23 protein-coding genes and 1 tRNA gene are annotated in these 21309 nt (G+C 71.3%); 11 read left to right on the forward strand and 13 right to left on the reverse strand.

Features of this window, described 5'->3' with window-relative positions; all coding sequences use genetic code 11:
* Nucleotides 1–560 precede the first annotated feature (560 nt).
* From ACFU5G_RS10460 to ACFU5G_RS10480, 5 genes are all read right to left on the reverse strand, one after another.
* Nucleotides 561–1205: a bifunctional 4-hydroxy-2-oxoglutarate aldolase/2-dehydro-3-deoxy-phosphogluconate aldolase gene (locus tag ACFU5G_RS10460; RefSeq protein WP_377243423.1), complete on the reverse strand. Its 645-nt coding sequence runs from the start codon at nucleotides 1203–1205 to the stop codon at nucleotides 561–563.
* Nucleotides 1202–1900, reverse strand: a complete 699-nt coding sequence (locus tag ACFU5G_RS10465; protein WP_377243426.1) for an AAA family ATPase — start codon at nucleotides 1898–1900, stop codon at nucleotides 1202–1204. Before ACFU5G_RS10465 ends, ACFU5G_RS10460 begins: the two co-directional genes overlap by 4 nt.
* 172 nt (nucleotides 1901–2072) lie before the next feature.
* Nucleotides 2073–2149 (reverse strand) — tRNA-Pro (locus tag ACFU5G_RS10470).
* 133 nt (nucleotides 2150–2282) lie between these two features.
* Nucleotides 2283–2750 (reverse strand): RidA family protein, encoded by a 468-nt coding sequence (locus ACFU5G_RS10475; protein WP_182619570.1) that lies wholly within the window; start codon nucleotides 2748–2750, stop codon nucleotides 2283–2285.
* Nucleotides 2747–2914, reverse strand: coding sequence for a DUF4177 domain-containing protein (locus ACFU5G_RS10480; protein ID WP_020017885.1), 168 nt, complete (start codon nucleotides 2912–2914; stop codon nucleotides 2747–2749). Before ACFU5G_RS10480 ends, ACFU5G_RS10475 begins: the two co-directional genes overlap by 4 nt.
* 109 nt (nucleotides 2915–3023) lie before the next feature.
* On the opposite strand from ACFU5G_RS10480, the gene ACFU5G_RS10485 reads away from it, so the two are divergent.
* Nucleotides 3024–5423 carry a transglycosylase domain-containing protein gene (locus ACFU5G_RS10485; RefSeq protein WP_377243429.1) on the forward strand — a complete coding sequence of 800 codons (2400 nt, stop codon included), beginning with the start codon at nucleotides 3024–3026 and terminating at the stop codon, nucleotides 5421–5423.
* A gap of 5 nt (nucleotides 5424–5428) precedes the next feature.
* Nucleotides 5429–6367 carry a metallophosphoesterase gene (locus ACFU5G_RS10490; RefSeq protein WP_377243432.1) on the forward strand — a complete coding sequence of 313 codons (939 nt, stop codon included), beginning with the start codon at nucleotides 5429–5431 and terminating at the stop codon, nucleotides 6365–6367.
* A gap of 60 nt (nucleotides 6368–6427) precedes the next feature.
* Here ACFU5G_RS10490 and ACFU5G_RS10495 read toward each other — a convergent pair whose 3' ends face one another.
* The 4 genes from ACFU5G_RS10495 to ACFU5G_RS10510 all read right to left on the reverse strand — a co-directional run bounded on the left by ACFU5G_RS10495 (nucleotide 6428) and on the right by ACFU5G_RS10510 (nucleotide 10925).
* Complete coding sequence (locus ACFU5G_RS10495; protein ID WP_026366137.1) at nucleotides 6428–7105, reverse strand: Crp/Fnr family transcriptional regulator; 678 nt, start codon at nucleotides 7103–7105, stop codon at nucleotides 6428–6430.
* A gap of 240 nt (nucleotides 7106–7345) precedes the next feature.
* The gene (locus ACFU5G_RS10500; RefSeq protein WP_377243435.1) at nucleotides 7346–8461 is read right to left on the reverse strand and encodes a bifunctional 2-methylcitrate synthase/citrate synthase; all 1116 of its coding nucleotides are present in this window, start codon (nucleotides 8459–8461) and stop codon (nucleotides 7346–7348) included.
* Nucleotides 8462–8487: 26 nt separating this feature from the next.
* On the reverse strand, nucleotides 8488–9393 hold the full coding sequence (gene prpB / locus ACFU5G_RS10505; protein ID WP_377243438.1) for a methylisocitrate lyase: 906 nt from the start codon (nucleotides 9391–9393) through the stop codon (nucleotides 8488–8490).
* Nucleotides 9393–10925 (reverse strand): MmgE/PrpD family protein, encoded by a 1533-nt coding sequence (locus tag ACFU5G_RS10510; RefSeq protein ID WP_377243441.1) that lies wholly within the window; start codon nucleotides 10923–10925, stop codon nucleotides 9393–9395. The genes prpB and ACFU5G_RS10510 overlap by 1 nt, the downstream gene beginning before the upstream one ends.
* A gap of 218 nt (nucleotides 10926–11143) precedes the next feature.
* Here ACFU5G_RS10510 and nth point away from each other — a divergent pair, with 218 nt between their 5' ends.
* Nucleotides 11144–11911, forward strand: coding sequence for an endonuclease III (nth, locus tag ACFU5G_RS10515; RefSeq protein ID WP_377243444.1), 768 nt, complete (start codon nucleotides 11144–11146; stop codon nucleotides 11909–11911).
* Here nth and ACFU5G_RS10520 read toward each other — a convergent pair whose 3' ends face one another.
* Complete coding sequence (locus tag ACFU5G_RS10520) at nucleotides 11912–12829, reverse strand: alpha/beta fold hydrolase (RefSeq protein WP_377243447.1); 918 nt, start codon at nucleotides 12827–12829, stop codon at nucleotides 11912–11914. It lies immediately after the preceding gene.
* A gap of 51 nt (nucleotides 12830–12880) precedes the next feature.
* Complete coding sequence (locus tag ACFU5G_RS10525) at nucleotides 12881–13669, reverse strand: winged-helix domain-containing protein (protein ID WP_377243449.1); 789 nt, start codon at nucleotides 13667–13669, stop codon at nucleotides 12881–12883.
* A 275-nt stretch (nucleotides 13670–13944) separates the two neighbouring features.
* Here ACFU5G_RS10525 and ACFU5G_RS10530 point away from each other — a divergent pair, with 275 nt between their 5' ends.
* A complete protein-coding gene (locus tag ACFU5G_RS10530; RefSeq protein WP_377243451.1) occupies nucleotides 13945–14685 on the forward strand; it encodes a hypothetical protein in 741 nt (246 codons plus the stop codon).
* 20 nt (nucleotides 14686–14705) lie between these two features.
* Here ACFU5G_RS10530 and ACFU5G_RS10535 read toward each other — a convergent pair whose 3' ends face one another.
* A complete protein-coding gene (locus tag ACFU5G_RS10535) occupies nucleotides 14706–15311 on the reverse strand; it encodes a YceI family protein (protein WP_377243453.1) in 606 nt (201 codons plus the stop codon).
* A gap of 286 nt (nucleotides 15312–15597) precedes the next feature.
* Between ACFU5G_RS10535 and ACFU5G_RS10540 the strand changes: the two genes are divergently transcribed.
* Nucleotides 15598–16047, forward strand: a complete 450-nt coding sequence (locus ACFU5G_RS10540) for a thioredoxin family protein (protein WP_377243455.1) — start codon at nucleotides 15598–15600, stop codon at nucleotides 16045–16047.
* Nucleotides 16044–16484, forward strand: coding sequence for a DUF4395 domain-containing protein (locus ACFU5G_RS10545; RefSeq protein ID WP_020017899.1), 441 nt, complete (start codon nucleotides 16044–16046; stop codon nucleotides 16482–16484). Before ACFU5G_RS10540 ends, ACFU5G_RS10545 begins: the two co-directional genes overlap by 4 nt.
* Before the next feature lie 7 nt (nucleotides 16485–16491).
* Here ACFU5G_RS10545 and ACFU5G_RS10550 read toward each other — a convergent pair whose 3' ends face one another.
* Nucleotides 16492–16851 carry a DsrE family protein gene (locus tag ACFU5G_RS10550; RefSeq protein WP_020017900.1) on the reverse strand — a complete coding sequence of 120 codons (360 nt, stop codon included), beginning with the start codon at nucleotides 16849–16851 and terminating at the stop codon, nucleotides 16492–16494.
* A 150-nt stretch (nucleotides 16852–17001) separates the two neighbouring features.
* Between ACFU5G_RS10550 and ACFU5G_RS10555 the strand changes: the two genes are divergently transcribed.
* The 5 genes from ACFU5G_RS10555 to ACFU5G_RS10575 all read left to right on the forward strand — a co-directional run bounded on the left by ACFU5G_RS10555 (nucleotide 17002) and on the right by ACFU5G_RS10575 (nucleotide 21264).
* Entirely contained in the window at nucleotides 17002–17574 is a 573-nt protein-coding gene (locus ACFU5G_RS10555) for an FABP family protein (RefSeq protein WP_377243458.1), read from the forward strand.
* 54 nt (nucleotides 17575–17628) lie between these two features.
* On the forward strand, nucleotides 17629–18780 hold the full coding sequence (locus ACFU5G_RS10560; protein ID WP_377243460.1) for a YgfZ/GcvT domain-containing protein: 1152 nt from the start codon (nucleotides 17629–17631) through the stop codon (nucleotides 18778–18780).
* A 33-nt stretch (nucleotides 18781–18813) separates the two neighbouring features.
* Nucleotides 18814–19929 (forward strand): aromatic acid exporter family protein, encoded by a 1116-nt coding sequence (locus tag ACFU5G_RS10565; protein WP_377243462.1) that lies wholly within the window; start codon nucleotides 18814–18816, stop codon nucleotides 19927–19929.
* Nucleotides 19930–19996: 67 nt separating this feature from the next.
* Complete coding sequence (locus ACFU5G_RS10570; protein WP_377243464.1) at nucleotides 19997–20338, forward strand: PadR family transcriptional regulator; 342 nt, start codon at nucleotides 19997–19999, stop codon at nucleotides 20336–20338.
* Nucleotides 20338–21264 carry a permease prefix domain 1-containing protein gene (locus ACFU5G_RS10575; protein ID WP_377243466.1) on the forward strand — a complete coding sequence of 309 codons (927 nt, stop codon included), beginning with the start codon at nucleotides 20338–20340 and terminating at the stop codon, nucleotides 21262–21264. Before ACFU5G_RS10570 ends, ACFU5G_RS10575 begins: the two co-directional genes overlap by 1 nt.
* Nucleotides 21265–21309 lie beyond the last annotated feature (45 nt).

The following is a 21309-nucleotide window of genomic DNA, read 5'->3' on the forward strand; positions in this document are numbered from 1 at the left end:
GCAGATGCTAGCCGCTCGACGCCCTGACCTGGTGTTTTATCGCCGGAAGCCGCGACTGCCACCCCTGTAGACCTGCGCGCCAGGTGCGTAACGGATTCGGCACTGCGTAACGGTCGGTGACGCATGGCAGCATTGCCTGCAACGAGGCGACCCCACCTGTTGGCGCAGGTGGGGTCGGGTGTCCTCGTATCTCGAAGAGTCATCGAAGGAGTCATCGACAGAGAGGAACGTTGTGAGTCTAAGCGTAGAACCAGGCAATGAACATCGTCGCAAGTTTCGTGTGCACCTTGTTGTACTTGCTGGAGTGGTTACTGCGATCGTTTGGGATCTCCACGGAAGTGCGGAAGTTGCGATCGCTGCTTCCGCGCTAGTGCTACAGCTCGTTGAGATGACAACGGACCCGCAGTAGCAGTCCGCAGTGTTGCCGCCATGGTTCCGGCCACGGCGGTTGCCACAAGATCGCACTCGCGATCCGCACGTGCTGACGAGTGAGGCCCACACCCAACACGGGTGTGGGCCTCACTCGGTACTGCTGCTTGCATGCGGCGCGACAAGTAGGGCTACACGGTGTCAGCGACAATCTTCAGCCACTCGCGTGCCGAGGTCCGGGCCGCGTCGTAGTCGCCGGTTCTCATGCTGTCGCCGACGAGGTCAGAGCCGACGCCGAGGGCGACCGCCCCGGCATCGAGCCATTCGCGGGCATCCTCACGCGTGATCGTGCCGGTTGGCATGATTCCGGCGTCCGGTAGGGGTGGCAGGAGCTGGCGAATGAATCTCGGACTGTGTGAGCTCGCCGGGAAGAGCTTGACCACCTCGGCCCCTGCCTGGGTGGCCGCATCGATCTCGCTCGGCGTGAAGACGCCAGGCACGAACCCGATGCCACGTTCCCGGGCATAGTCGACCACCTCCATGGACATGCTCGGAGCGACCAGGAAGGCCGCTCCCGCATCGATCGCGCGCTGCGCATCGGCCACGTTCCGTACTGTGCCGGCGCCGAGCCACGCGGTGTCTCCAAGGCGGTTGGCGATCTTTGTCACCACTGACAGCACCTCGGGTCGGGCGATCGGGAACTCCAGCGCCCGGATGCCCTGGGACACCAGCACTTCCGCGACGTCGGCAAGGCGGTCGACGTCCGGGCCGCGAAGGATCGCTAGGAGCCGGGAATCGCGGATCGCCTGGGCCGCGCTCGGTGGACGCGTGGTCATGCTGCTGCCGCGATCGTCGCGAGCATCTTGGATGCCTGGCTCTGCAAGGGCTCGCTGGACGCGGAGTTGTCGATGATGACGTGGTCTGCCGCTGGCTTGAACTCCAGGTCGATCCCCGCGATGTAGTCGTTCCAGTCCACAAGCTTTCCTGTGTCGCGGGCGGCCCCTCGGCGCTTGAGGTAGGTGTGCATCGTGGTGGCGTCGCAGCGGACCCAGACCACGGTCAGGCCCACCCCTGCCGCGTCGAGGCGAGTGCTCATCCGCTCGATCCATGCGCTGTCGTGGAACTCCCGGATGAAGGGTGCTGTGGCGATCACTCCCACGCCCATATCCGCGTTCTCCTGGATCGTTGCGAGCAGAGCTTCGTACTCGTGGGGCCGGACCTGCTCAAGGTAGGTCTGCGACTCACGGTCGTGCGCGGGGCGGTCCAGATCCTTAAGGAGCCGCTCGACGACGGGGCGCGTGATCGTGTCCTTGTCGATGATGGCGGCACCGGTGAGCCGGGAGAGCACGCGAGCGAGTTCGGACTTGCCGCTCCCTGCGTAGCCACCGATCAGAAACACGTTCGACCGCCGCGGCTCGTCGCCCGCTGCGGGCGGCGTGACGCCACTGCGAGCGCGATCACTACCTGCACGATCAGGTTGCCCAGTCGTAGTCAGCGTCCATGGCGGCGTCCTCCACTTGTCCGGCAGCACCACAGTAGTCTTCACCGACCCGCGCGTGATGGAGCGCGCAACCTCTTGGGGTTCCTACTCGGGGAGACGTTAGTCCCTCAATTAGTCCCTCTGGTGACTGGCGAGGGAGAACTCTAGGCAACGAAAAAGACCCTCCGGCCTGGCATTTCTGCCGGCCGGAGGGCCTCTCACATGGTCGGGGTGACAGGATTTGAACCTGCGACCTCTTCGTCCCGAACGAAGCGCGCTACCAAGCTGCGCCACACCCCGATGGAGTCCACCGCGCATCAGGCACGAAGCCCTTCCGCGGAAGCCTGCTCAGAATAGCCGACGCATGGCCCGGAACGGAAACCGAATCCGTAGTGGCTCCGATCACGCCCGTTCCGGGCCACCCGCGAGGGCGTTACGCGAGCTCGACGACGAGCTCCACCTCGACCGGCGAGTCCAGCGGCAGGACCGCCACGCCGACCGCGGAGCGGGCGTGCAGGCCGGCGTCGCCGAAGATCTCGCCGAGCACGGTGGAGGCACCGTTGATCACGCCGGGCTGGCCCGAGAACGACGGGTCGCTCGCGACGAAACCCACGACCTTGACGATCCGGGAGATCGAGTCGAGCGAGCCGGTGATCGACCGGACGGCCGCCAGCGCGTTGAGCGCGCAGGTGCGGGCGTAGCCCGCGGCGTCGTCGGGGGAGACCAGGCCCTCGCCCTCACCGACCTTGCCGGTGGCCTGCAGGGTGCCCTCCGCGAAGGGGAGCTGGCCGGACGTGTAGACGTAGCGGCCGGTCTGCACGGCCGGCACGTAGGCGGCGACCGGGGCCGCCACCTCGGGGAGCGTGATGCCCAGCTCCGCGAGGCGCTGCTCGTGGCTCATGCGTCACCGCCCGTGGGGCGCTTCAGGTAGGCGACGAGCCCGGTGCCGTCGGGTCCGGGGACCACCTGCACGAGCTCCCAGCCGTCCGAGCCCCATTGGTCGAGGATCGCCTTGGTGTTGTGAATGAGGAGGGGGATCGTCGCGTACTCCCACTTCGTTGCCATGCCGACGATGCTAGCCCGCGATCGGCGACGGCGATTCCGCACGAGACCTGCACACCGGCCGGGACGGTTTTCGGCGTGCCCTGTCAGTGACACCCCGTAACCTGGGCGCATGGCCATGGCGAACCCTCGCGAGCCGCGCCGGATCACTCGGACCATACCCGCGGCTCAGCTCATCGGACTCCTTCTTGCATTCGTGCTCACGGCTGGTGCCGGTGGTGTGATCGCGGCCGGGCTGGTGATCCCGCTGGCGTCCGGCATGGACACTGCGGTCGACACCGGGGTCGAGGTGTTCGAGGAGGTACCCGCCGAGCTGGTGCCGGGACCCCTGTCGGAGCAGTCGCAGATCTACGCGTCCGACGGCAAGACGAAGCTGGCGACGTTCTACCAGCAGAACCGCATCGTCGTGCCGCTCGACAAGGTCTCCGACCACATGAAGAACGCCGTCATCGCCATCGAGGACGAGCGGTTCTACACGCACGGCGGCGTCGACCCCGAGGGCATCTCGCGTGCCGCGCTGCAGAACTTCGGCGGCGGTGACACCCAGGGCGCGTCGACGCTGACGCAGCAGTACGTGAAGAACGTGCTGATCGAGGAGTCCATCCGCGCCGGCGACACGTTCGGCGTGCTGGAGGCCCGCGAGAGCTCGCTCACCCGAAAACTGCGCGAGGCGAAGCTCGCGATCGCCATCGAGAAGGAGATGTCCAAGGACGACATCCTCCAGGGCTACCTCAACATCGCGCAGTTCGGCACGAGCGTGTACGGCGTCGAGACGGCCTCGCAGCACTACTTCAACAAGTCCTCGGAGGACCTGTCGGTCGTCGAGGCGGCGACGATCGCCGGCATCACCAAGGCGCCGAGCCAGTTCGACCCGGTGGCCAACCCCGAGGACGCAGAGGTGCGCCGCAACCTCGTGATCGGCAAGATGTGGCAGCTCGGCTACATCTCCACCGCCGAGCGCGACGAGGCGATGGCCACCAAGCTCGCGGACACGCTCGACGTCCAGCCCATCGACGTCGGCTGCGACTCGGCGGGCGGCGCGGCCTTCTTCTGCGACTACGTGATCAAGGAGATCATGGCGAACCCCGAGTTCGGGGAGACGCGTCAGGACCGGTACGACCTGCTGTACCGCGGCGGCCTCCGGATCGTCACCACCATGGACGTCAAGATGCAGAAGGCTGCCGCGAAGACGATCCGGCAGGCGGTCCCCGCCGACAACGCCTACGACCTCGAGGCCGCGGTCACCTCGGTCGAGCCGGGCACCGGCAAGATCAAGGCGATGGCGCAGAACGTGCCGTACGACCCCCGCGCAGAGTCGGCGGGGCGGACGACCGCGCAGAACTACTCGGCCGACTACAACCACGGCAACTCGCGCGGGTTCCAGGTGGGCTCCAACTTCAAGCCGTTCGTGCTCGCCGAGTGGCTCCGCAGCGGGCACACGCTCCAGGACCGCGTCAGCGCCAACTCCTACTCGGCCTACGAGACGGAGTTCACGGCCAACGGCTGCGTGCACGCCTTCACGCACCAGCCGTGGAACGTGTCCAACGTGGACGGGGCCGCCAGCGGGACGGTGAGCGTCCTCCAGGGCACCTTCCAGTCCCTCAACACGGTGTACGCCCGGATGTCGCAGCAGCTCGACCTCTGCCAGGTGCAGAAGACGGCCTGGGACGTCGGCTTCCGGCCGATGACGTCGGGCCTGTCGTACGAGGGCGTGGGGCAGTTCCGGACGATCGACGACCCGAAGCAGAAGGACATCGACGTGATGGCGTCGATGACCCTCGGCACCCAGGCCTCGACGCCGGTCAACCAGGCCGCCGCGTTCGCGACCTTCGCCTCGGGCGGCACCTACTGCAAGCCCGTCGCGATCCTCGAGGTCAAGGACCACGAGGGCAAGGACATCGACGTCCCTTCGGCCGACTGCAAGCAGACGCTGGAGCCCGAGGTCGCCAACACCGTGGCCTACGCCATGACCAAGGTCTTCCAGACCAGCCCGTTCGGTACGGCCTGGTCGCTGTCCCCGGGGCTCGCCGACGGCCGCCCGGTGGCCGGCAAGACCGGTACGACCAACGACGCCATGCAGAGCTGGTTCACCGGGTACACGCCCGAGCTCTCCACCTCCGTCTGGGTGGGTGAGGCCAGCGGCAACGTGCCGCACATGAACGTGTACCTGCCGGCGATGTCCTGGTACGACAGCTCGGCCAAGGTCGGCCCGATGTACGGCGGCACCATCGCCGCGCCCACGTGGCGCCGGTACATGGACCAGGCCGTGGCCGGCCTGCCGAAGACGGCCTTCCCCGCCGCTGACCCCAAGCTCGTCGGCAAGCAGCCCGTCGCGCCCAAGCCGAACAACAGCAACAACGGTGGCGGCAACAACGGCGGTGGCAACAACGGTGGCGGCGACAACGGCGGCGGGGGCGACTCCGGCAACGGCGGTGGCGGTGGCGGCAACGACGGCGGCGGTGGCCCCGGTGGTGGCGGCCCCGGCGGTGGCGACAACGGCGGAGACGACTGATCCGCATGGGGACGCTGGGTAACGTCGGCAAGGCTCTCGGGATCGTCGGGGGCATCGCCGCCGCCGGTATCGCCTACGCGCACCTGGAGAGCAAGCTCTTCCAGGTGCGCCGGGTGACCGTGCCGGTGCTGCCCCCGGGGCAGCGCCCGATCCGGATCCTGCACGTCGCCGACCTGCACCTGACCCCGAGCCAGCGCACCAAGCAGGCCTGGGTCCGGTCGCTGGCCGCGCTCGAGCCCGACCTGGTGATCAACACGGGCGACAACTTCGGGCACCAGCAGTCGCTGGCCCCGCTGCTCGACGTCCTGGGCCAGCTCATGGACGTGCCCGGCGCGTTCGTCATGGGGTCGAACGACTACTACGCGCCGGCGTTCAAGAACCCGGCCCGGTACCTGCTGCCGGACGCTCGCGTCGAGGGCGGCGAGAAGATCCCGCTGCCCACCGAGTCGCTCCGCAAGGCGTTCACGGACGCCGGCTGGGTCGACCTGGACAACCGGCGCGGCCTCGTCGAGCTGCGGGACGGACGCACTGTCGGACTGGTCGGCATGGACGACCCGCACCTCGACCTCGACGTCATGCCCGAGCCGGGCCGGGCGCCGGGCGAGGAGGACGCCGTGCTGCGCCTCGGAGTCGTGCACGCGCCGTACCAGCGGGTGCTGAACCAGCTCAAGGACGACGACGTCGACGCGATCATCGCCGGCCACACCCACGGCGGCCAGCTGTGCCTGCCGTGGTACGGCGCCCTCGTGACCAACTGCGACCTGGACCGCGGCCGCGCGTCCGGCCTGCACGGCTGGCCCGGCCCGCGCCCCGACCGCGAGGGCGGCGAGGACTCGACGTGGCTGCACGTCTCGGCGGGCGCCGGCACGTCGCCGTACGCCCAGGTGCGCTTCGCGTGCCCCCCTGAGGCGACGCTGATGACCCTGACGGCCCGCGGGGTCTGAGCAGACGACAAAGAGGCCAGGTGATCCGAGCGGATCACCTGGCCTCTTGTTCGTCGCGCCTCAGCGGGCCCGGCGCTCCAGCCGGTCGAGGTCCAGCAGCACGACGGCGCGGCCCTCGCGGCGCACCCAGCCGCGGGTCGCGAAGTCGGCCAGGGCCTTGTTCACGGTCTCGCGGGAGGCGCCGACGAGCTGCGCCAGCTCCTCCTGCGTGAGGTCGTGCGCCACGCGGATGCCGTCGTCGTTGGGCTCGCCGAACCGGGTCGAGAGGTCCAGCAGCGCCTTGGCGACACGGCCGGGGACGTCGGAGAACACCAGGTCCGCGAGGGTCTCGTTGGTGCGGCGCAGCCGGCGCGCGAGCGCACCCAGCAGCTGGGTCGCGACACCCGGGTGATCCGCGATCCACTTCACGAGCGAGTCGTGACGCAGCTCGTAGACCACCGAGTCCGAGACGGACGAGGCCGACGCCGTGCGGGGACCCGGGTCGAACAGGGACAGCTCACCGAACATCTCGCCCGGGCCCAGGATCGACAGCAGGTTCTCGCGGCCGTCGCTCGACCGCCGACCCAGCTTGATCTTGCCCTGCGCAATGACATAGAGCCGGTCACCCGGTTCGCCCTCGCGGAAGAGCACGTCACCCCGGACCAGCTCCACGGGCACCATGGACTCGAAGAGCGCGTGCGTCTCCTCGCCTTCCATGTCCGCGAAGAGGGGGGCAGAGAGTACGACTTCGTCGTCCACCAGTGGTGTCCTCACGTGTCGGGGACTTTCGTCCATCAGTCTTTTCCACCTCTCAGTCTGCCTCAATGTCACGAGATTGCCGGGTCATCGGTGTCTCTCGTGGCGTCCGCGTGGCGTGCAGCCCGACGCGATCGTCCGCCTCATGCGGGATGTCGGCTTTGCCCAGCACGAAGTAGGACGCCCGTCCATAAATCCTAGGGGTGTCACCTGGGAGTTCGGAACGGGCGTCCTGGGAACCGGTCAGGGAACCTCGCGCTGCTCCGGTCCGACGTACTCGCAGACCGGCCGGATCAGCGAGTTGGCGGCCCGCTGCTCCATGACGTGCGCCGTCCACCCGGTGATCCGGGAGGCCACGAACAGCGGCGTGAAGATGTTCGTGTCGAACCCGATCAGGTGGTACGCCGGCCCGGCCGGGTAGTCCAGGTTCGGCTTGATGTTCTTTCGGCTGACCATGGCGTTCTCGAGGGTGTCGTACAGGTCGATCACCTCGGTGTCGCCGTAGTGCGCGGCGAGGTCGCCGAGCACGGCGCGCATGGTCGGCACGCGTGAGTCGCCGCTCTTGTAGACCCGGTGGCCGAACCCCATGATCTTCTTCTTCTGCGCGAGCGCGTCCTCGAGCCAGGCCTCGGCCTTGTCGGCCGTGCCGATCTCCTCGAACGTGGCCTGCACGGCCTCGTTCGCGCCGCCGTGCAGCGGGCCCTTGAGGGCGCCGATGGCACCCGTGACGGCCGAGTGCAGGTCGGCGAGCGTCGAGGTGATGACGCGCGCGGTGAACGTGGACGCGTTGAACGAGTGCTCGGCGTACAGCACCATCGAGGCCTCGAACGCCTGCACGACGGCGGGCTCGGCCTCCTCCCCGAACGTCATCCACAGGAAGTTGGCGGAGTAGCCGAGGTCCTCGCGCGGGTGCACGATCTCCTGGCCCCGGCGACGGCGCTGGTCGAGCGCGACGACGGCGGGCAGGACCGCCCACAGCCGCAGCGCCTTGGCGAGCTCCGCCTCGGGCGAGGAGTCCTCGGCCTGCGGGTCGTGCGCGCCCAGGATCGACACCGCGGTGCGGCACACGTCCATGGGGTGGCAGTCGGTGGGCAGCTCGAGGATCGCGTCCCGGATGTTGTCCGGCAGCTCGCGGTGCACCCGCTCGGCCGCCGTCTGCTCGGTGAGCTGGGCGGGGGTCGGCAGCTCGCCGTGCCACAGCAGGTAGGCGACCTCCTCGAAGGACTTCTTCGCGGCCAGCTCCTGCACCGGGTAGCCCCGGTACAGCAGCGAGTTGGTGTCCGGGTTGACCTTCGAGATGGCCGACGTGTCGGCGACGACGCCGGCCAGACCCTTCCGGATCTCCGTGGTCTCGGTCATGAGCACTCCTTCGTGTCGAGACAAAGTCAGGGCTGGTAGGTGAAGACGTTCGAGTCGAAGTGGTTGTAGGCCGCGTAGTCGGTCAGCTCGTAGAGCCGCGCGCGGGTCTGCATCTCGGGAACCAGGTCCGCCTGGGTGCCCGACGCCGCGATCTGGTCCAGCGCCCGTTCGGCGGCACCCATCGCGATGCGCAGCAGGGTGACGGGGTAGATCACGAGCCGCGCCCCGGCGTCGTGCAGCTGCTTCGCCGTGAACAGCTCGGACTTGCCGAACTCCGTCATGTTCGCCAGCACCGGCACGTCGAGGGCCGAGGCGACGGCCTCGAACTCGGCGAGGTCCTTCATCGCCTCGGGGAAGATCGCGTCCGCCCCGGCGTCGGCCAGGGCCTTGGCGCGGTCGATCGCGAGCCTCAGCCCGCGCTCGCCCGGCTCGGTGCCGCGCACATCGGTGCGCGCCATGATGAGGAAGTCGGGGTCGCGGCGGCCGTCGACGGCGGCCCGGATGCGCCGGACGGCGTCGCCGAGCCCGACCACCTCCTTGCCGTCGAGGTGGCCGCAGCGCTTGGGGTTGACCTGGTCCTCGATGTGGATGCCGGCCACGCCGGCATCCTCCATGGTCTGGACCGTGCGGGCCACGTTCATCGGCTCGCCGAACCCGGTGTCGGCGTCGGCGAGCACGGGCAGGTCGGTGACCCGGGCGATCTGTCCGGCCCGGCCGGCCACCTCGGTGAGCGTGGTCAGGCCGATGTCGGGCAGGCCGAGGTCGGCGGACAGCACGGCGCCGGAGACGTAGACGCCGTCGAACCCCTTGTCCTGGATGAGCTTGGCGCTCAGCGGGTTGAACGCGCCCGGGAGCCGCAGCAGGTCCGGCCCGGCGAGGGCCTCGCGGAACGCGCGGCGCTTCGCGGCGGGGGTGAGGTGCGAGTAGAGCATCAGGCACGCCCCAGCTCGAACAGGCCAGTCGGGGCCGGGACGGCGTCCAGGACGCCGGGGGCGGCGACGATCGTGAGCTCGCGGACCTCGGCGGCCGTGAGCTCGGGCAGGCGCTCGGCCAGGTCGAGGAAGCGGTCGATCTCGGCGTCCGTCAGGACGCCCGCGGCCAGCGTGCGGAACTTGGCCACGTAGTTCGCGCGGGCGAACGGGCGGGCGCCCAGGGGGTGGGCGTCGGCGACGGCGATCTCGCGGGTCACCGTCTCGCCGCTGGTCAGCGTGATCTCGACGCGGCCGCCGAACGCCTTCTCGGCCGGGTCGGTCGAGTGGTAGCGGCGCGTCCACTCCGGGTCCTCGGCGGTGGTGACCTTGCGCCACAGCTCGACCGTGTCTGGGCGCTGCGCGCGCTGCGGCGCGTAGGAGTCCACGTGGTGCCAGCCGCCGTCCTGCAGCGCGACCGTGAAGATGTAGGGCACCGAGTGGTCGAGCGTCTCGCGCGACGCCGTCGGGTCGTACTTCTGCGGGTCGTTCGCGCCCGAGCCGATCACGTAGTGGGTGTGGTGGCTGGTGTGCAGCACGATCGAGGCGACGTTCGCGGGGTCGCGCAGCTCGGGGCGCTCGGCGCCCAGCGCGCGGGCCATGTCGATGATCGCCTGCGCCTGGTACTCCGCGGAGTGCTCCTTGGTGTACGTGTCGAGGATGCCCGTGCGCGGCTCGCCGGCGGCGGGCAGCACGACGTCGTAGGCGGCGTCGGGCCCGTCCAGGAGCCAGGCGACGACGCCGTCCTCGCCCTCGTAGATCGGCTCGGGGGAGGTCTGCCCGCGCATCGCGCGGTCCACGGCCTCGACCGCGAGCTTGCCCGCGAAGGCCGGCGCGTGGGCCTTCCAGGTCGAGATCTGGCCCTTGCGGCTCTGCCGCGTGGCCGTGGTGGTGTGCAGGGCCTGCCCGATCGCCTGGAACACCGTCTCGGTGTCCAGCCCGAGCAGCGTGCCGATGCCGGCCGCCGCCGACGGGCCGAGGTGCGCCACGTGGTCGATCTTGTGCTTGTGCAGGCTGATCGAGCGGACCAGGTCCACCTGGATCTCGTAGCCGGTCACGATGCCCCGCACGAGCTCCCGGCCCGAGCGGCCCGCGTGCTGCGCCACGGCCAGGATCGGCGGGATGTTGTCGCCCGGGTGCGAGTACTCGGCCGCGAGGAACGTGTCGTGGAAGTCGAGCTCGCGGACGGCGACGCCGTTCGCCCAGGCCGCCCACTCGGGGCTGCTCGTGGCCTCCGGGGCCAGGCCGAAGACCGTGGAACCGGGCGTGTACGGGTGCGCCTGGGCCTGCGACCGGGCGGCGACGGCGGGTCCGCGCGTGAGGCTGGCCGCCGCGACCGCGGCGTTGTCGATCACGCGGTTGATCACCATGTCGGTGACCTCGGCCGTGGGCTCGACGGTGTCGGTGGCGAGCTCCGCGAGCTTCCAGGCGAGCTGGTCGGTGCGCTTGAGCGGCTCGGCGGACGGGTAGACGCGCAGGTGGTGCGTGTACGGCATGGTGACTCTTCCTCGATTCACGTGGACCGTCGTGTGGTCCGTCGGTCTGCCCGGACCGTCGGGCGGGCATCGGGTCGCGACCGCTCGGCTGGTGGACGGCGGATGCGTCCTTGACCTTCTCATACTCCGCGTCCTAGGTACACGGACCAGACCCGCGCCAAGTTCCCGGTACCGGCGATCCCCGGCCCGATGTCAGTGGGGATCGTTAGTGTGGCGACGTGACCGTCAGCGAACGCGAATCCGAGAAGCACTCCAAGAATGCGCCGGAGAGCAGGCTGGCGCTCGTGCGCCGGGCACGGCGCATCAACCGCACGCTCGCGCAGACCTACCCGGACGCCCGGGCCGAGCTGGACTTCCGCACGCCGCTGGAGCTGCTGGTGGCGACCGTGCTGAGCGCGCAGACCACCGACGTCCGCGTCAACCAGACCACGCCCGAGCTGTTCGTGATGTACCCCGACGCGCAGGCCTACGCGGAGGCCAACCCGGAGGAGCTCGAGGAGATCCTGCGCCCGCTCGGCTTCTTCCGGGCCAAGTCCAGGGCCGTGATCGGCCTGGGCAAGGCGCTCGTCGAGCGGTTCGACGGCGAGGTCCCGGGAAAGCTGAAGGACCTGGTCACGCTGCCCGGCGTGGGGCGCAAGACGGCGAACGTCGTGCTCGGCAACGCGTTCGGCGTACCCGGGATCACCGTGGACACGCACTTCGGGCGGCTGGCGCGCCGGCTGGGCCTGACCACCGAGGAGGACCCGGTGAAGGTCGAGGCGGAGGTGGGCGAGCTGTTCCCGAAGAAGGAGTGGACCATGCTCAGCCACCACCTCGTGTGGCACGGGCGGCGCGTGTGCCTGGCGCGCACCCCGGCGTGCGGGGCGTGCAGCATCAAGGACCTGTGCCCGTCGTACGGCGCGGGCGAGACCGACCCCGACAAGGCGGCCAAGCTGGTGCGGCCAGCGCCCGAGCGCTCGGCCTTGGCGGGCCTGCCGCTGAAGTAGCTAGGCCACCCGGGCGAGCCAGTCCAGCAGGATCTCGTTGACCCGGTCGGGCGCCTCCTCGGGGAGGAAGTGCCCGGCCCCGAGGACCAGCTCGTCGACGTCCCCGCGCCCGGCCCGCAGGAACCCGTCCAGAGCGCCCTGGACCTGCAGCGCGGGCACCTCCAGCGGACGGCGCAGGGCGGCGCCGAACCGGCGCCCGTCCATCCGGGGCCTCGACCGCACCGCCCAGCGCAGGGCCTCGGCCGCGGAGTGTGCGGCGAACGGGATGCGCATGACGGCCCGGTACCGGTCCACGACGTCGTCGGGCAGCGGGGCGCCGGCTCCCAGGTCGAGGGTGCGGCGCACCAGGTCGCCCTTGATCAGCGCCCGCTCCGGCAGCGTCGGGACCTGCAGGTACGCCAGCGCGCGCAGGGCGGCCGGTGTGAGCGCCGCGCCGTGGCGCGGGCGCACCCTGGCGGGGTGCGGGCTCGCCAGCGCGGCGATCGCCGTCGTCGTGCCCGGGTGGAGGGCCGCGACCGCCCAGGCGAGCATGCCGCCCGTGCCGTGCCCCACGACCACCGCCTTCTCGCGCCCGAGGGAGCGCACCACGCCGGCGACGTCGGCCGCCCGGGCCGGGATCGCGTAGCCCGACGGCGGCTTGTCCGAGCCGCCCACGCCGCGCACGTCCATCGCGGCGACGCGGTAGCCGGCGTCGGCCAGGACGGGGATCTGCGCGCGCCACGCCCACCAGAACTGCGGGTAGCCGTGCAGCAGGAGCACCAGGGGAGCGGAGCGGCCCTCGGGCCCGGCGACCGCCACGTGGAAGCGGGAGCCGCCCGAGGACACGAACTCGTGCTGCCACGGGCCCTCGACGAGGGCGCTCGTGTAGTCGCTGGCGGCTGCCGTGCGGACGGCCGTCCTGGCCGAGAGTGCGGTCACAGTTACGAACTTACGTGCTCACCGCGCGGTCTGCGCGGGTTCCGGGCCGGGTCAGTTCCCGGCCTGCGCCACACGCTTCCCGGCGGGGCCGCCGTTCGGGTCGTCCGCCTGCTTGGTGTCGGACGCCGGCTTGCTCTCCGGTGCCGGCGGTTCCTCGACCGCACGCTCCTTGGGCGGGTCGAACCGGTAGCCCACGTTGCGCACCGTGCCGATGAGCTGCTCGTGCTCGGGGCCGAGCTTGGCGCGCAGGCGCCGCACGTGCACGTCGACCGTGCGCGTGCCCCCGTAGTAGTCGTAGCCCCAGACCTCCTGCAGCAGCTGGGCCCGCGTGAAGACGCGGCCCGGGTGCTGCACCAGGTACTTGAGGAGCTCGAACTCCTTGTAGGTCAGGTCGATGGGGCGGCCGCGGAGCCGGGCGGTGTACCCGCCGGCGTCGATCGCGAGCTCGCCCGCGGAGATCTCCTGCTGCGACTCCTCGGCCGGGCCGCGCGCCGAGCGCTCCACCACGAGACGCAGCCGCGCCTCGACCTCGGCGGGCGAGGCCGACTCCAGCAGGAGGTCATCGGCACCCCACTCGTGGGTCACGACCGTCAGGCCGCCCTCGGTGAGGATCAGCACGAGCGGCACCGTCAGGCCCGTGGCGTGCAGCAGGCGGCAGGTGGTGCGGGCCGCGACCAGGTCGCGGCGGGCGTCCAGCAGCACGACGTCCGCGTCCGGGGCGTCGACGAGCGCGGAGGGCTCCATCGGGAGCACCCGCACCCGATGGGACAGCAGTCCCAGTGCGGGCAGTACCTCGGCCGACCCGCCGGTGGCGGGCGTGAGGATCAACAGTTCTGCCATTGACGCACCTCCTCTCGGAACCGGCGTCCTGCTACCGTCCCTGGCTCGGGTCTCGCTGCAGCGAGACGTCCGTCGCGTCCAACTGGCTCTGCGGAAGTCTGCCCTGTTGCTTGTTGCGTGCATGTTACACGCCCTTTTCCTGAGCACCACCATGCTGGTCAGGAGCCGTGACGTTCGCATGACGCGTGTGTTGCTCGTCTCGCTCAGGCCCGAGATATCGGGCCTGCCGGGCCGCGATTGAGGCAACTCGCGAACTCTCTGGAAAACTCTGAGCCGTGTCCGTCTCCACCCGCGCCGTGACGACCGCTGCGCTCGCGGCCCTCGTCGCCGCCGCGTCCTACGTCCAGCCCCGGCCCCTGCCCCTGGTGGGCGCGGTCGTGGTCCTGGTGGTTCTCGTCGCGCTCGGGTGGCCGTCGCTGCTGCGCCTGCCCGCGTCCGGGAGCACGCGCGTGGTCGTGGCGCTCTGCGGCCTCGGGGGCGCGGGCGCCGTGTACCTCACCGAGGGCGAGCCCGTGCTGCGGCACCTGCCGATGGTGCTGGCGGGCGCGGTCGTGCTCGCCTTCATCGCGCAGATGCTCCGGCGCGACGGGCGCCCCCAGCTCACCGAGTCCGTCTCGGGCACCGTGGCCGGCGTCGTCGTCGCGATCGCCGCCGCCGGCTGGATCGCCGCCGCCCGGTCCGACGCCGGGGCCGCCCTCGTCGTGACCAGCGCGGTGGCGCTCGCGGTCGCGGCAGCGGTGTCGGCGCTGCCGGTGCGCGGCTGGGTGGCGCTCGGCATCTCCGCCGTCGCCGCCGTGGCGGTGGGCGGTGCGGCCGGCACGCTGCTGCCGAACATCGACACCGTGAGCGGCCTCTGGTGCGGCCTGGTCGCGGGCATCGTGGTCGGGGCGCTGCACCTGCTGCTGGAGCGGCTGCCTGCCCGCGGCGCGCGTCTGGCCGGGCTCTCGGCGGCCGCGCTGCCCGTCGCGGTGTGCGGCATCTTCGTGTTCGTCGTGGGCCGGATGGTCATCCTCTGAGGTGACCGGCGCGGTCCGCCTCAGGACTGGCGGATCATCTCGCCCGCGATCTCGATGCGGACCTTCTTGGCGACCAGGACGCCGCCCGCCTCGAGCGCGACGTTCCAGAGCAGGCCCCACTCCTCGCGCTCGATCTCGCAGCTGCCGTGGAAGCCGAAGATGTCCTGCCCGTAGGGGTCGTGCCCCACGCCGCCGAACTCGCACTCCAGCGTGACCGGGCGCGTCGTGCCGCGCACCGTCAGCAGGCCGTCCATGACGAACTTGGTGAACGAGCCGTCCGCCTGGGTCGGGTCGTGCGGCCGCCGGCCCGCGGTGCCGGCCTTGAGGCGCGCCCACGAGAAGATCGGGTCCACCTGGGTGCGCATCCGGAACCCGGTGCTGCGGAACTCGATGGTGGGGTGGTTCTCCACGTCGAGGAAGTCGGCGCTGCGCAGGTGCGTGTCGCGCTCGTCCACATGGGTGTCCACGGAAGCCGCCTGGATGGAGCAGGTGACCTGCGACATCAGGGGGTCCTCGCCGACGGTGACCGTCGCGGTGCCCTCGGCGAACTCGCCCCGGACGGGGCTGACCATCATGTGCATGGCGAGGAAGCCGAGCCGCTTGTGGTTCTGGTCGATCTGGTACACCCCGGCCGCCGGAATGGTCAGACCATTCCACGTTCGAGTTGGCAAAACTTCCATCCTAGACAATTCTCCTATATATGCGGATGCATGCACGCTACCACCGGGGCCCCGTCGGGCCGGGTGGCATTTCGGCACCAGAAATACTGCTCCGACTGGTTGTGCAGACCAGGGAATCATGTGGGCGGGCACCCGAGAAGGTCAGCCACCCCCACTGTGACCGGCCTCATTGCCCATCCATATCGCGGATCAGGACTTGTCTGGATGAGCGAGGCACGGCAGGGTGGGCTAAATGTTGGGACAGGTGATCGCGCTGGCCGTGCTCGTGCTGGGCACGGCAGTGCTCGGCGTGTGGTGGTCCGCGCGGCAGGGGGCTGTCCGTGCACCCCGTGAGACCCCGGTCGGCATCGACTGGGCGTCCTCCGGGATCGCGCTGGCCGACCGGGTGACCTTCGTGCAGTTCTCCGCCGAGGTGTGCGCGGCCTGCCGCTCCACGTCGCGGGTGCTCGGGGGGCTGACCGGCAAGGGTGACGGCGTCGCGCACCGCGAGGTGCTCGTCGACGACCACCTCGACCTGGTGCGCACCCTCGGCGTGCTCCGCACGCCCACGGTGCTCGTGGTCGACGGCGGCGGGCACGAGGTGGCCCGGATGAGCGGCGTCGTGTCCGACACGCAGGCGCGGCAGGCGCTGAGCCGGGTTCCGGCAGCGGCGGTCCAGGCAGACGGGGAAGGGCAGTCATGAACGCGAGCAAGGGGATCGACCCGCGGGGACCACGCGTCGGGGCGAGCATCACGGCGGTGCTCCTGGCCGCCGTCGTCCTGCTGGGCGCGAGCACCGCGGGGCTGTGGCTGCTGACCTTCATCATGCTGAGCTTCGTGCTCGGTACGGTGCGCGGCGCCGAGGGCTCGTGGCAGGGCATGCTCTACAAGCGGTTCGTGCGGCCGCGGCTCGGCCCGCCCACGGAGATGGAGGACCGCCGCCCGCCGCGCTTCGCGCAGGGTGTCGGCCTGTTCGTCACCGGCGTGGGCGTGATCCTCGGCTTCTTCGGCGTGCTGCCGGCCGTGCCGATCGCGGCCGCCGCGGCGTTCGTCGCCGCCGCGCTCAACGCCGTCGTCGGGCTGTGCCTCGGGTGCGAGCTGTACCTGCTGCTGCGCCGGTCGGGCCTGGTCCGCGCCTAGGCGCCGGCTAGTAGACGAGCGCCTGCGCCCCGTCGCGCAGGATTTCCTCGGTGAACAGTGCCGAGCCCGCGATCCGGACGCCGGGCAGCACGTCCGCCTCGGTGATGTCGCGCCGCGCCGCGCACTGCGTGCAGACCGTGACGGTCCCGGCCGACAGGATGACCTCGATCAGGTCGGGCAGGGGCGTCGCGTGCTCCAGCTCGAGCTCGGCCGCGCGGCCGGGGAGTGCGAGCCACGCCGACTCGCCCGTGAGCCACAGGCTCACCTCCGCCCCCGACGCGACGGCCGCGGCGGCCACGGTGAAGGCCTGGTTGGTGGCCTCGGGGCGGTCCAGGCCTGAGGTGGTCTTGATCACGAGCTGGCGCATGGGCCGACTGTAGGCGGTGGACGTTAGGATCGGCACCATGTCGATCCACGCCCTTGAGCTCATCTTCACCGGCCTCATCGTGGCGGTCGCAGTCGCGGTCGCCTGGTTCGCCGGCTACGTCGTCTACAAGCTGTACACCGGCCAGCGCTGATGACGTTCACCTTCCCGGACGGTCTCTCGCCCGAGGTGTACCCGCTGGCCTGGCTGGTCGGCCGCTGGCGCGGCGAGGGTGTGATCGACTACCCCGGCGTCGGCAAGAAGACCTTCGTGCAGGACCTGGTCTTCGACCACGACGGCGGCCCCTACCTGCGGTTCGAGTCCACGCTGCGGGTCCTGGAGAGCGTCGTCCCCGACAAGCTGCCCGACGACGGCGAGTGGCCCGAGGCCGCCGAGGTCGGTGAGGCCGGCACCGTCTGGTCCACCGAGACCGGCTACTGGCGCGTCTCCACGGACCGCCCCGAGGGCCTCGAGGAGAACAAGCACGCGCTCGAGGTGCTCGTGGCCGACGCCTCCGGGCGCATCACCGTCTACATCGGCGCCGCGGGCAACGGGCGGATCGACCTCGCCTCGGACGCGATCGCCCGGACGTCGACGGCGTCCGAGGTGCGCGCCTCCAAGCGGCTGTACGGCCTGGTGCAGGGCCGGCTGCTGTGGGTCGAGGAGCTCGCCGCCTTCGGTGAGCCGCTGCGTTCGTACGCCTCGGCCGAGCTGGACCGGCAGTAACCGAACCCCGGCGGGAATGCCCCGCCCGTTCCCGACGCTGCACCTGAGGTGAGCATGGATTACGAGAGCCCCCTGCTGAGCCGGCGCGGCGCGGTCGCCGCCGCCGGGCCCGACGCCGGGGTCGCCTGGCACTACGGCGACCCGACGGCCGAGCAGCGCGCGCTGTCGCGCGGCGGGGCCGTCGTCGACCAGTCGCACCTCGGGATCGTCCGCGTGGCCGGCCCCGACCGGCTGAGCTGGCTGCACTCGATCACCTCCCAGCAGCTCGAGGACCTCGCGCCGCGGACCAGCACCGAGCTGCTCGTCCTGTCGCCGCAGGGCCACATCGAGCACGTCGCGGGCGTGGTGGACGACGGCGAGGCCACCTGGCTGATCACCGAGCGCGAGTCGGCGCCGGGCCTGGCCGGCTGGCTCGACCGCATGAAGTTCATGCTGCGCGTCGAGATCACCGACGCCACCGACGAGTGGGCGGCGATCGGCGAGCCCGTGGCCGCCGAGGGCGCGGAGGGCGAGCCGGTCACCTGGCACGACGCCTGGCCCAACGTCGTCGGCGGGGGCACGCGCTACGGCCCGGCCGAGGGCGAGCACCCCGGCGCGATGCGGCCGTGGCGGCTCGTGCTGGTGCCGCGCGCCGAGCTGGAGGCGCAGGTCGCGGCCCGCGAGGCCGCCGGCTGGCCGCTCGCCGGCACGTGGGCCACGGAGGCCCTGCGCGTCGAGGCCTGGCGCCCGCGCCAGGCGCGCGAGGTCGACGACCGCACCATCCCGCACGAGCTCGACCTGCTGCGCACCGCCGTGCACATCAACAAGGGCTGCTACCGCGGCCAGGAGACCGTTGCGCGCGTGCACAACCTCGGCCGCCCGCCGCGCCGGCTCGTGATGCTGCACCTCGACGGCTCGCAGCACCTGCTCCCGGAGGCGGGGGCCGAGGTGCGCCTGCCCGGGGCGGACGGCGCGCCCGGCAAGGTCGTGGGCACGCTGACCTCGATGGCGCGCCACCACGAGCTGGGACCCATCGGCCTGGCCGTGCTCAAGCGCAACGTCCCGGAGGACGCCGAGCTCATGGTGTCCGGCGACGTCTCGGGGCAGGCCATCGAGGTGTCGGCGGCGCAGGAGATCGTGGTCCCGGGCGACGGCATGTCGGTCGACCGGCCGGAGTCGCACGGGCCGCTCACCAAGGGGCTGCGCGGCCCGGCGTCGCTCATCTGACGCGTCCGTGAGGCCGGGTGGCAGGATGCCACCGTGACCTCACTGCCCGGCCCCGCCGACGAGATGTGGCGCAAGGCCATGCGCACGCTCATGCTGCGCACCCGGCTGCGGCAGGGCTGGACCCGCGCGCGGGCGAGCCTGATCCCGATCGCGCAGGCCTCGCTCGCCGCCGGCGTCGCGTACCTGATCGCGCGGTACGTGCTGGGGCACGAGCAGCCCTTCTTCGCGCCCGTCGCGGCGTGGGTGCTGCTCGGCTTCACGGCGCAGCGGGACGTGCGCCGGGTCTCCGAGATGGCCGTGGGCGTGGCGGTCGGCGTCGCCATGGGCGACCTGATCGTGCACCTGATCGGCTCGGGCTGGTGGCAGCTCAGCCTGGTGCTGTTCATCTCCGCGATCGCCGCCCGGTTCATCGACCGGGGCACGCTGCTGGTCACGCAGGCGGGGGTCCAGGCGATCATCGTGGTGGGCCTGCCCCAGGTCTCCGGCGGGCCGCTCGGGCGGTGGACCGACGCCCTGGTCGGCGGCGCCGTCGCGCTCACGGTCGCGCTGCTCACCCCGGGCGACACCCGGCGCCGTCCGCGGGCGCTCGCCGAGCGCGCCGTGACCGAGCTGGCCGAGACCCTGGAGACGCTCGCCCGCGGCATGCGGTCGGACGACGTCGACGACGTCCGCGCGGCGCTCGTGCGCGGCCGCGCCTCGGAACCGGTGCTCGCCGAGTGGCAGGAGGCCGCCCGCGACGCCCGCGAGCTGGCGCGGATCTCGGTGGGCCGCATCCACCGCGGCGAGCTGGCCCGGCTGGAGGCGCAGGCGGTGCTCGTGGACCGGGTGATGCGGTCCGTGCGGGTGCTGGCCCGCCGCGTGCTCCCGGTGGTCGAGGGGGACCACGACGTGCAGCCGGTCGCCGGGCTGGTCGAGGGCTTCGCGTCCGGCGTGCGGCTCCTCGCCTCCGACTTCGGCTCCGGGGGCGACGCCGCCCGGGGGCGCGAGCTGCTGACGGCCCTCGCCGCCCAGCTGGACCCGCGGACCGTGGGCGAGGGCGACTGGCAGGTCCAGTCCCTGGTGATGCTGCTGCGCTCGCCGGTCGTCGACGCCCTGGAGGCGTCGGGCGCCGGCCCGGGCGAGGCCCGCGAGGCGCTGCCGGAGCTGTAGCCGGCTGTCCACAGGCCGTGCACAGAGCTTGTTGTCGTCAAGTACTTGATCAGATACAGTAGTTGGCGTGATAGACCCCTTCGCCGCCGACCTCCTGCGCGGGCACACCGACACGATCGTGCTCGGCGTGCTGCGCGCCCGGGATCGCTACGGCTTCGAGATCTACAAGCAGATCCGCGACGCGACCGGCGGCGACCACGAGATCAAGGAGGCCACGCTCTACGCGGCCTACCGGCGGCTCGTGAAGGACGGGCTGGTCGAGGCGTACTGGGGCGACGAGTCCCAGGGCGGACGCCGCAAGTACTACCGCATCACCGACGCGGGGCGTGCCGTGTACCGGCGCAACGTGGACGCGTGGGTGGCCACGCGACGCACCATCGACTCCCTCCTCGACCTGAAAGGTTCCTGATGACGAACACCTCGGTGCACCGCCTGCTGGACGAGGCCTTCGCGGGCATCCCGACGACCCCCGACGTGCAGGACCTCAAGGAGGAGATCCGCGCGAACCTCCTGGACCGCGTGGCCGAGCTGGCCGCCGGCGGCGTGGCGCCCGACGACGCCGCGCGGCGCGCGGTCGGCGAGCTCGGCGACGTGCGCGCCCTGGTCGAGGAGGCGGACGCGGGCCCGCGCGACGCCGAGCGGCCCGCACCGTCCTCCTACGACCTGATGGCCCGGAACCGGGTCCCGGCATCCGGGACGTTCGTCGCGGCCGTGGTGCTGCAGTCGATCGTGCTCGCGGCGAGCGTGGTGGGCACGGTGTTCGCCGCCGTCGGCTACGCGCACAGGGACCTCGGGCCCCTGCTGCCCACCGCGCTCGCGCTGGTGGCGGGGCTCGCGCTCGGCGCCGTCGTGGGCGGCTCGCTGAGCCAGGAGACGACGGCCAGCCACCCGATGCCGCGCCGACGTGCCGCGCTGTTCGGGTTCGGCTGGGGCCTGGTGCTCGTGGGTGCCCTGCTCGCCCTGGTGCACCTGTTCGGCGGGACGAACGGGTGGCTCGTCCTGGACGGGATCGTGCTCGTGGCCGGCGTGGTGCTGCTCTCGTGGCTCGCTGCGACCACCACCAACCGGAAGAAGCAGTGGGTGCTCGAACAGGAGTCCGCGCACGCGCAGGCCGGCACCCGGTTCGACCGCGACCCGTCGGCCGCCGCGCGGTTCGGCATCTACACCGTGGCGCTGTGGAGCCTGACGGGCATCGCCGTGCTCGTCGTCGGCACGACGGTGAGCTGGTCCTGGGTCTGGCTCCCCGGTGTGCTCGGCTGGGTGGTGTTCATGCTGATGCTGGCCAGCATGCTGTTCGGCGCCAGGCACGAGGACGACGCGCGCCGGGCCGGCTGACCATCCGGACCAGGCGATTCGCGGCCGCGCTTGCCGTAGGCTCGT

The sequence above is a fragment of the Promicromonospora sp. NPDC057488 genome (assembly GCF_042802395.1).
Classification (GTDB): Bacteria; Actinomycetota; Actinomycetes; order Actinomycetales; family Cellulomonadaceae; genus Promicromonospora.

Excerpts from the sequence above, each read along its gene's own strand:
- ACFU5G_RS10460 (WP_377243423.1), bottom strand. The coding sequence starts at position 1,205 with ATGACCACGCGTCCACCGAGCGCGGCCCAGGCGATCCGCGATTCCCGG.
- ACFU5G_RS10475 (WP_182619570.1), bottom strand. The coding sequence starts at position 2,750 with ATGAGCCACGAGCAGCGCCTCGCGGAGCTGGGCATCACGCTCCCCGAG.
- ACFU5G_RS10480 (WP_020017885.1), bottom strand. The coding sequence starts at position 2,914 with ATGGCAACGAAGTGGGAGTACGCGACGATCCCCCTCCTCATTCACAAC.
- ACFU5G_RS10485 (WP_377243429.1), top strand. The coding sequence starts at position 3,024 with ATGGCCATGGCGAACCCTCGCGAGCCGCGCCGGATCACTCGGACCATA.
- ACFU5G_RS10490 (WP_377243432.1), top strand. The coding sequence starts at position 5,429 with ATGGGGACGCTGGGTAACGTCGGCAAGGCTCTCGGGATCGTCGGGGGC.
- ACFU5G_RS10500 (WP_377243435.1), bottom strand. The coding sequence starts at position 8,461 with ATGACCGAGACCACGGAGATCCGGAAGGGTCTGGCCGGCGTCGTCGCC.
- prpB (WP_377243438.1), bottom strand. The coding sequence starts at position 9,393 with ATGCTCTACTCGCACCTCACCCCCGCCGCGAAGCGCCGCGCGTTCCGC.
- ACFU5G_RS10510 (WP_377243441.1), bottom strand. The coding sequence starts at position 10,925 with ATGCCGTACACGCACCACCTGCGCGTCTACCCGTCCGCCGAGCCGCTC.
- ACFU5G_RS10525 (WP_377243449.1), bottom strand. The coding sequence starts at position 13,669 with ATGGCAGAACTGTTGATCCTCACGCCCGCCACCGGCGGGTCGGCCGAG.
- ACFU5G_RS10540 (WP_377243455.1), top strand. The coding sequence starts at position 15,598 with ATGTTGGGACAGGTGATCGCGCTGGCCGTGCTCGTGCTGGGCACGGCA.
- ACFU5G_RS10545 (WP_020017899.1), top strand. The coding sequence starts at position 16,044 with ATGAACGCGAGCAAGGGGATCGACCCGCGGGGACCACGCGTCGGGGCG.
- ACFU5G_RS10550 (WP_020017900.1), bottom strand. The coding sequence starts at position 16,851 with ATGCGCCAGCTCGTGATCAAGACCACCTCAGGCCTGGACCGCCCCGAG.
- ACFU5G_RS10555 (WP_377243458.1), top strand. The coding sequence starts at position 17,002 with ATGACGTTCACCTTCCCGGACGGTCTCTCGCCCGAGGTGTACCCGCTG.
- ACFU5G_RS10560 (WP_377243460.1), top strand. The coding sequence starts at position 17,629 with ATGGATTACGAGAGCCCCCTGCTGAGCCGGCGCGGCGCGGTCGCCGCC.
- ACFU5G_RS10575 (WP_377243466.1), top strand. The coding sequence starts at position 20,338 with ATGACGAACACCTCGGTGCACCGCCTGCTGGACGAGGCCTTCGCGGGC.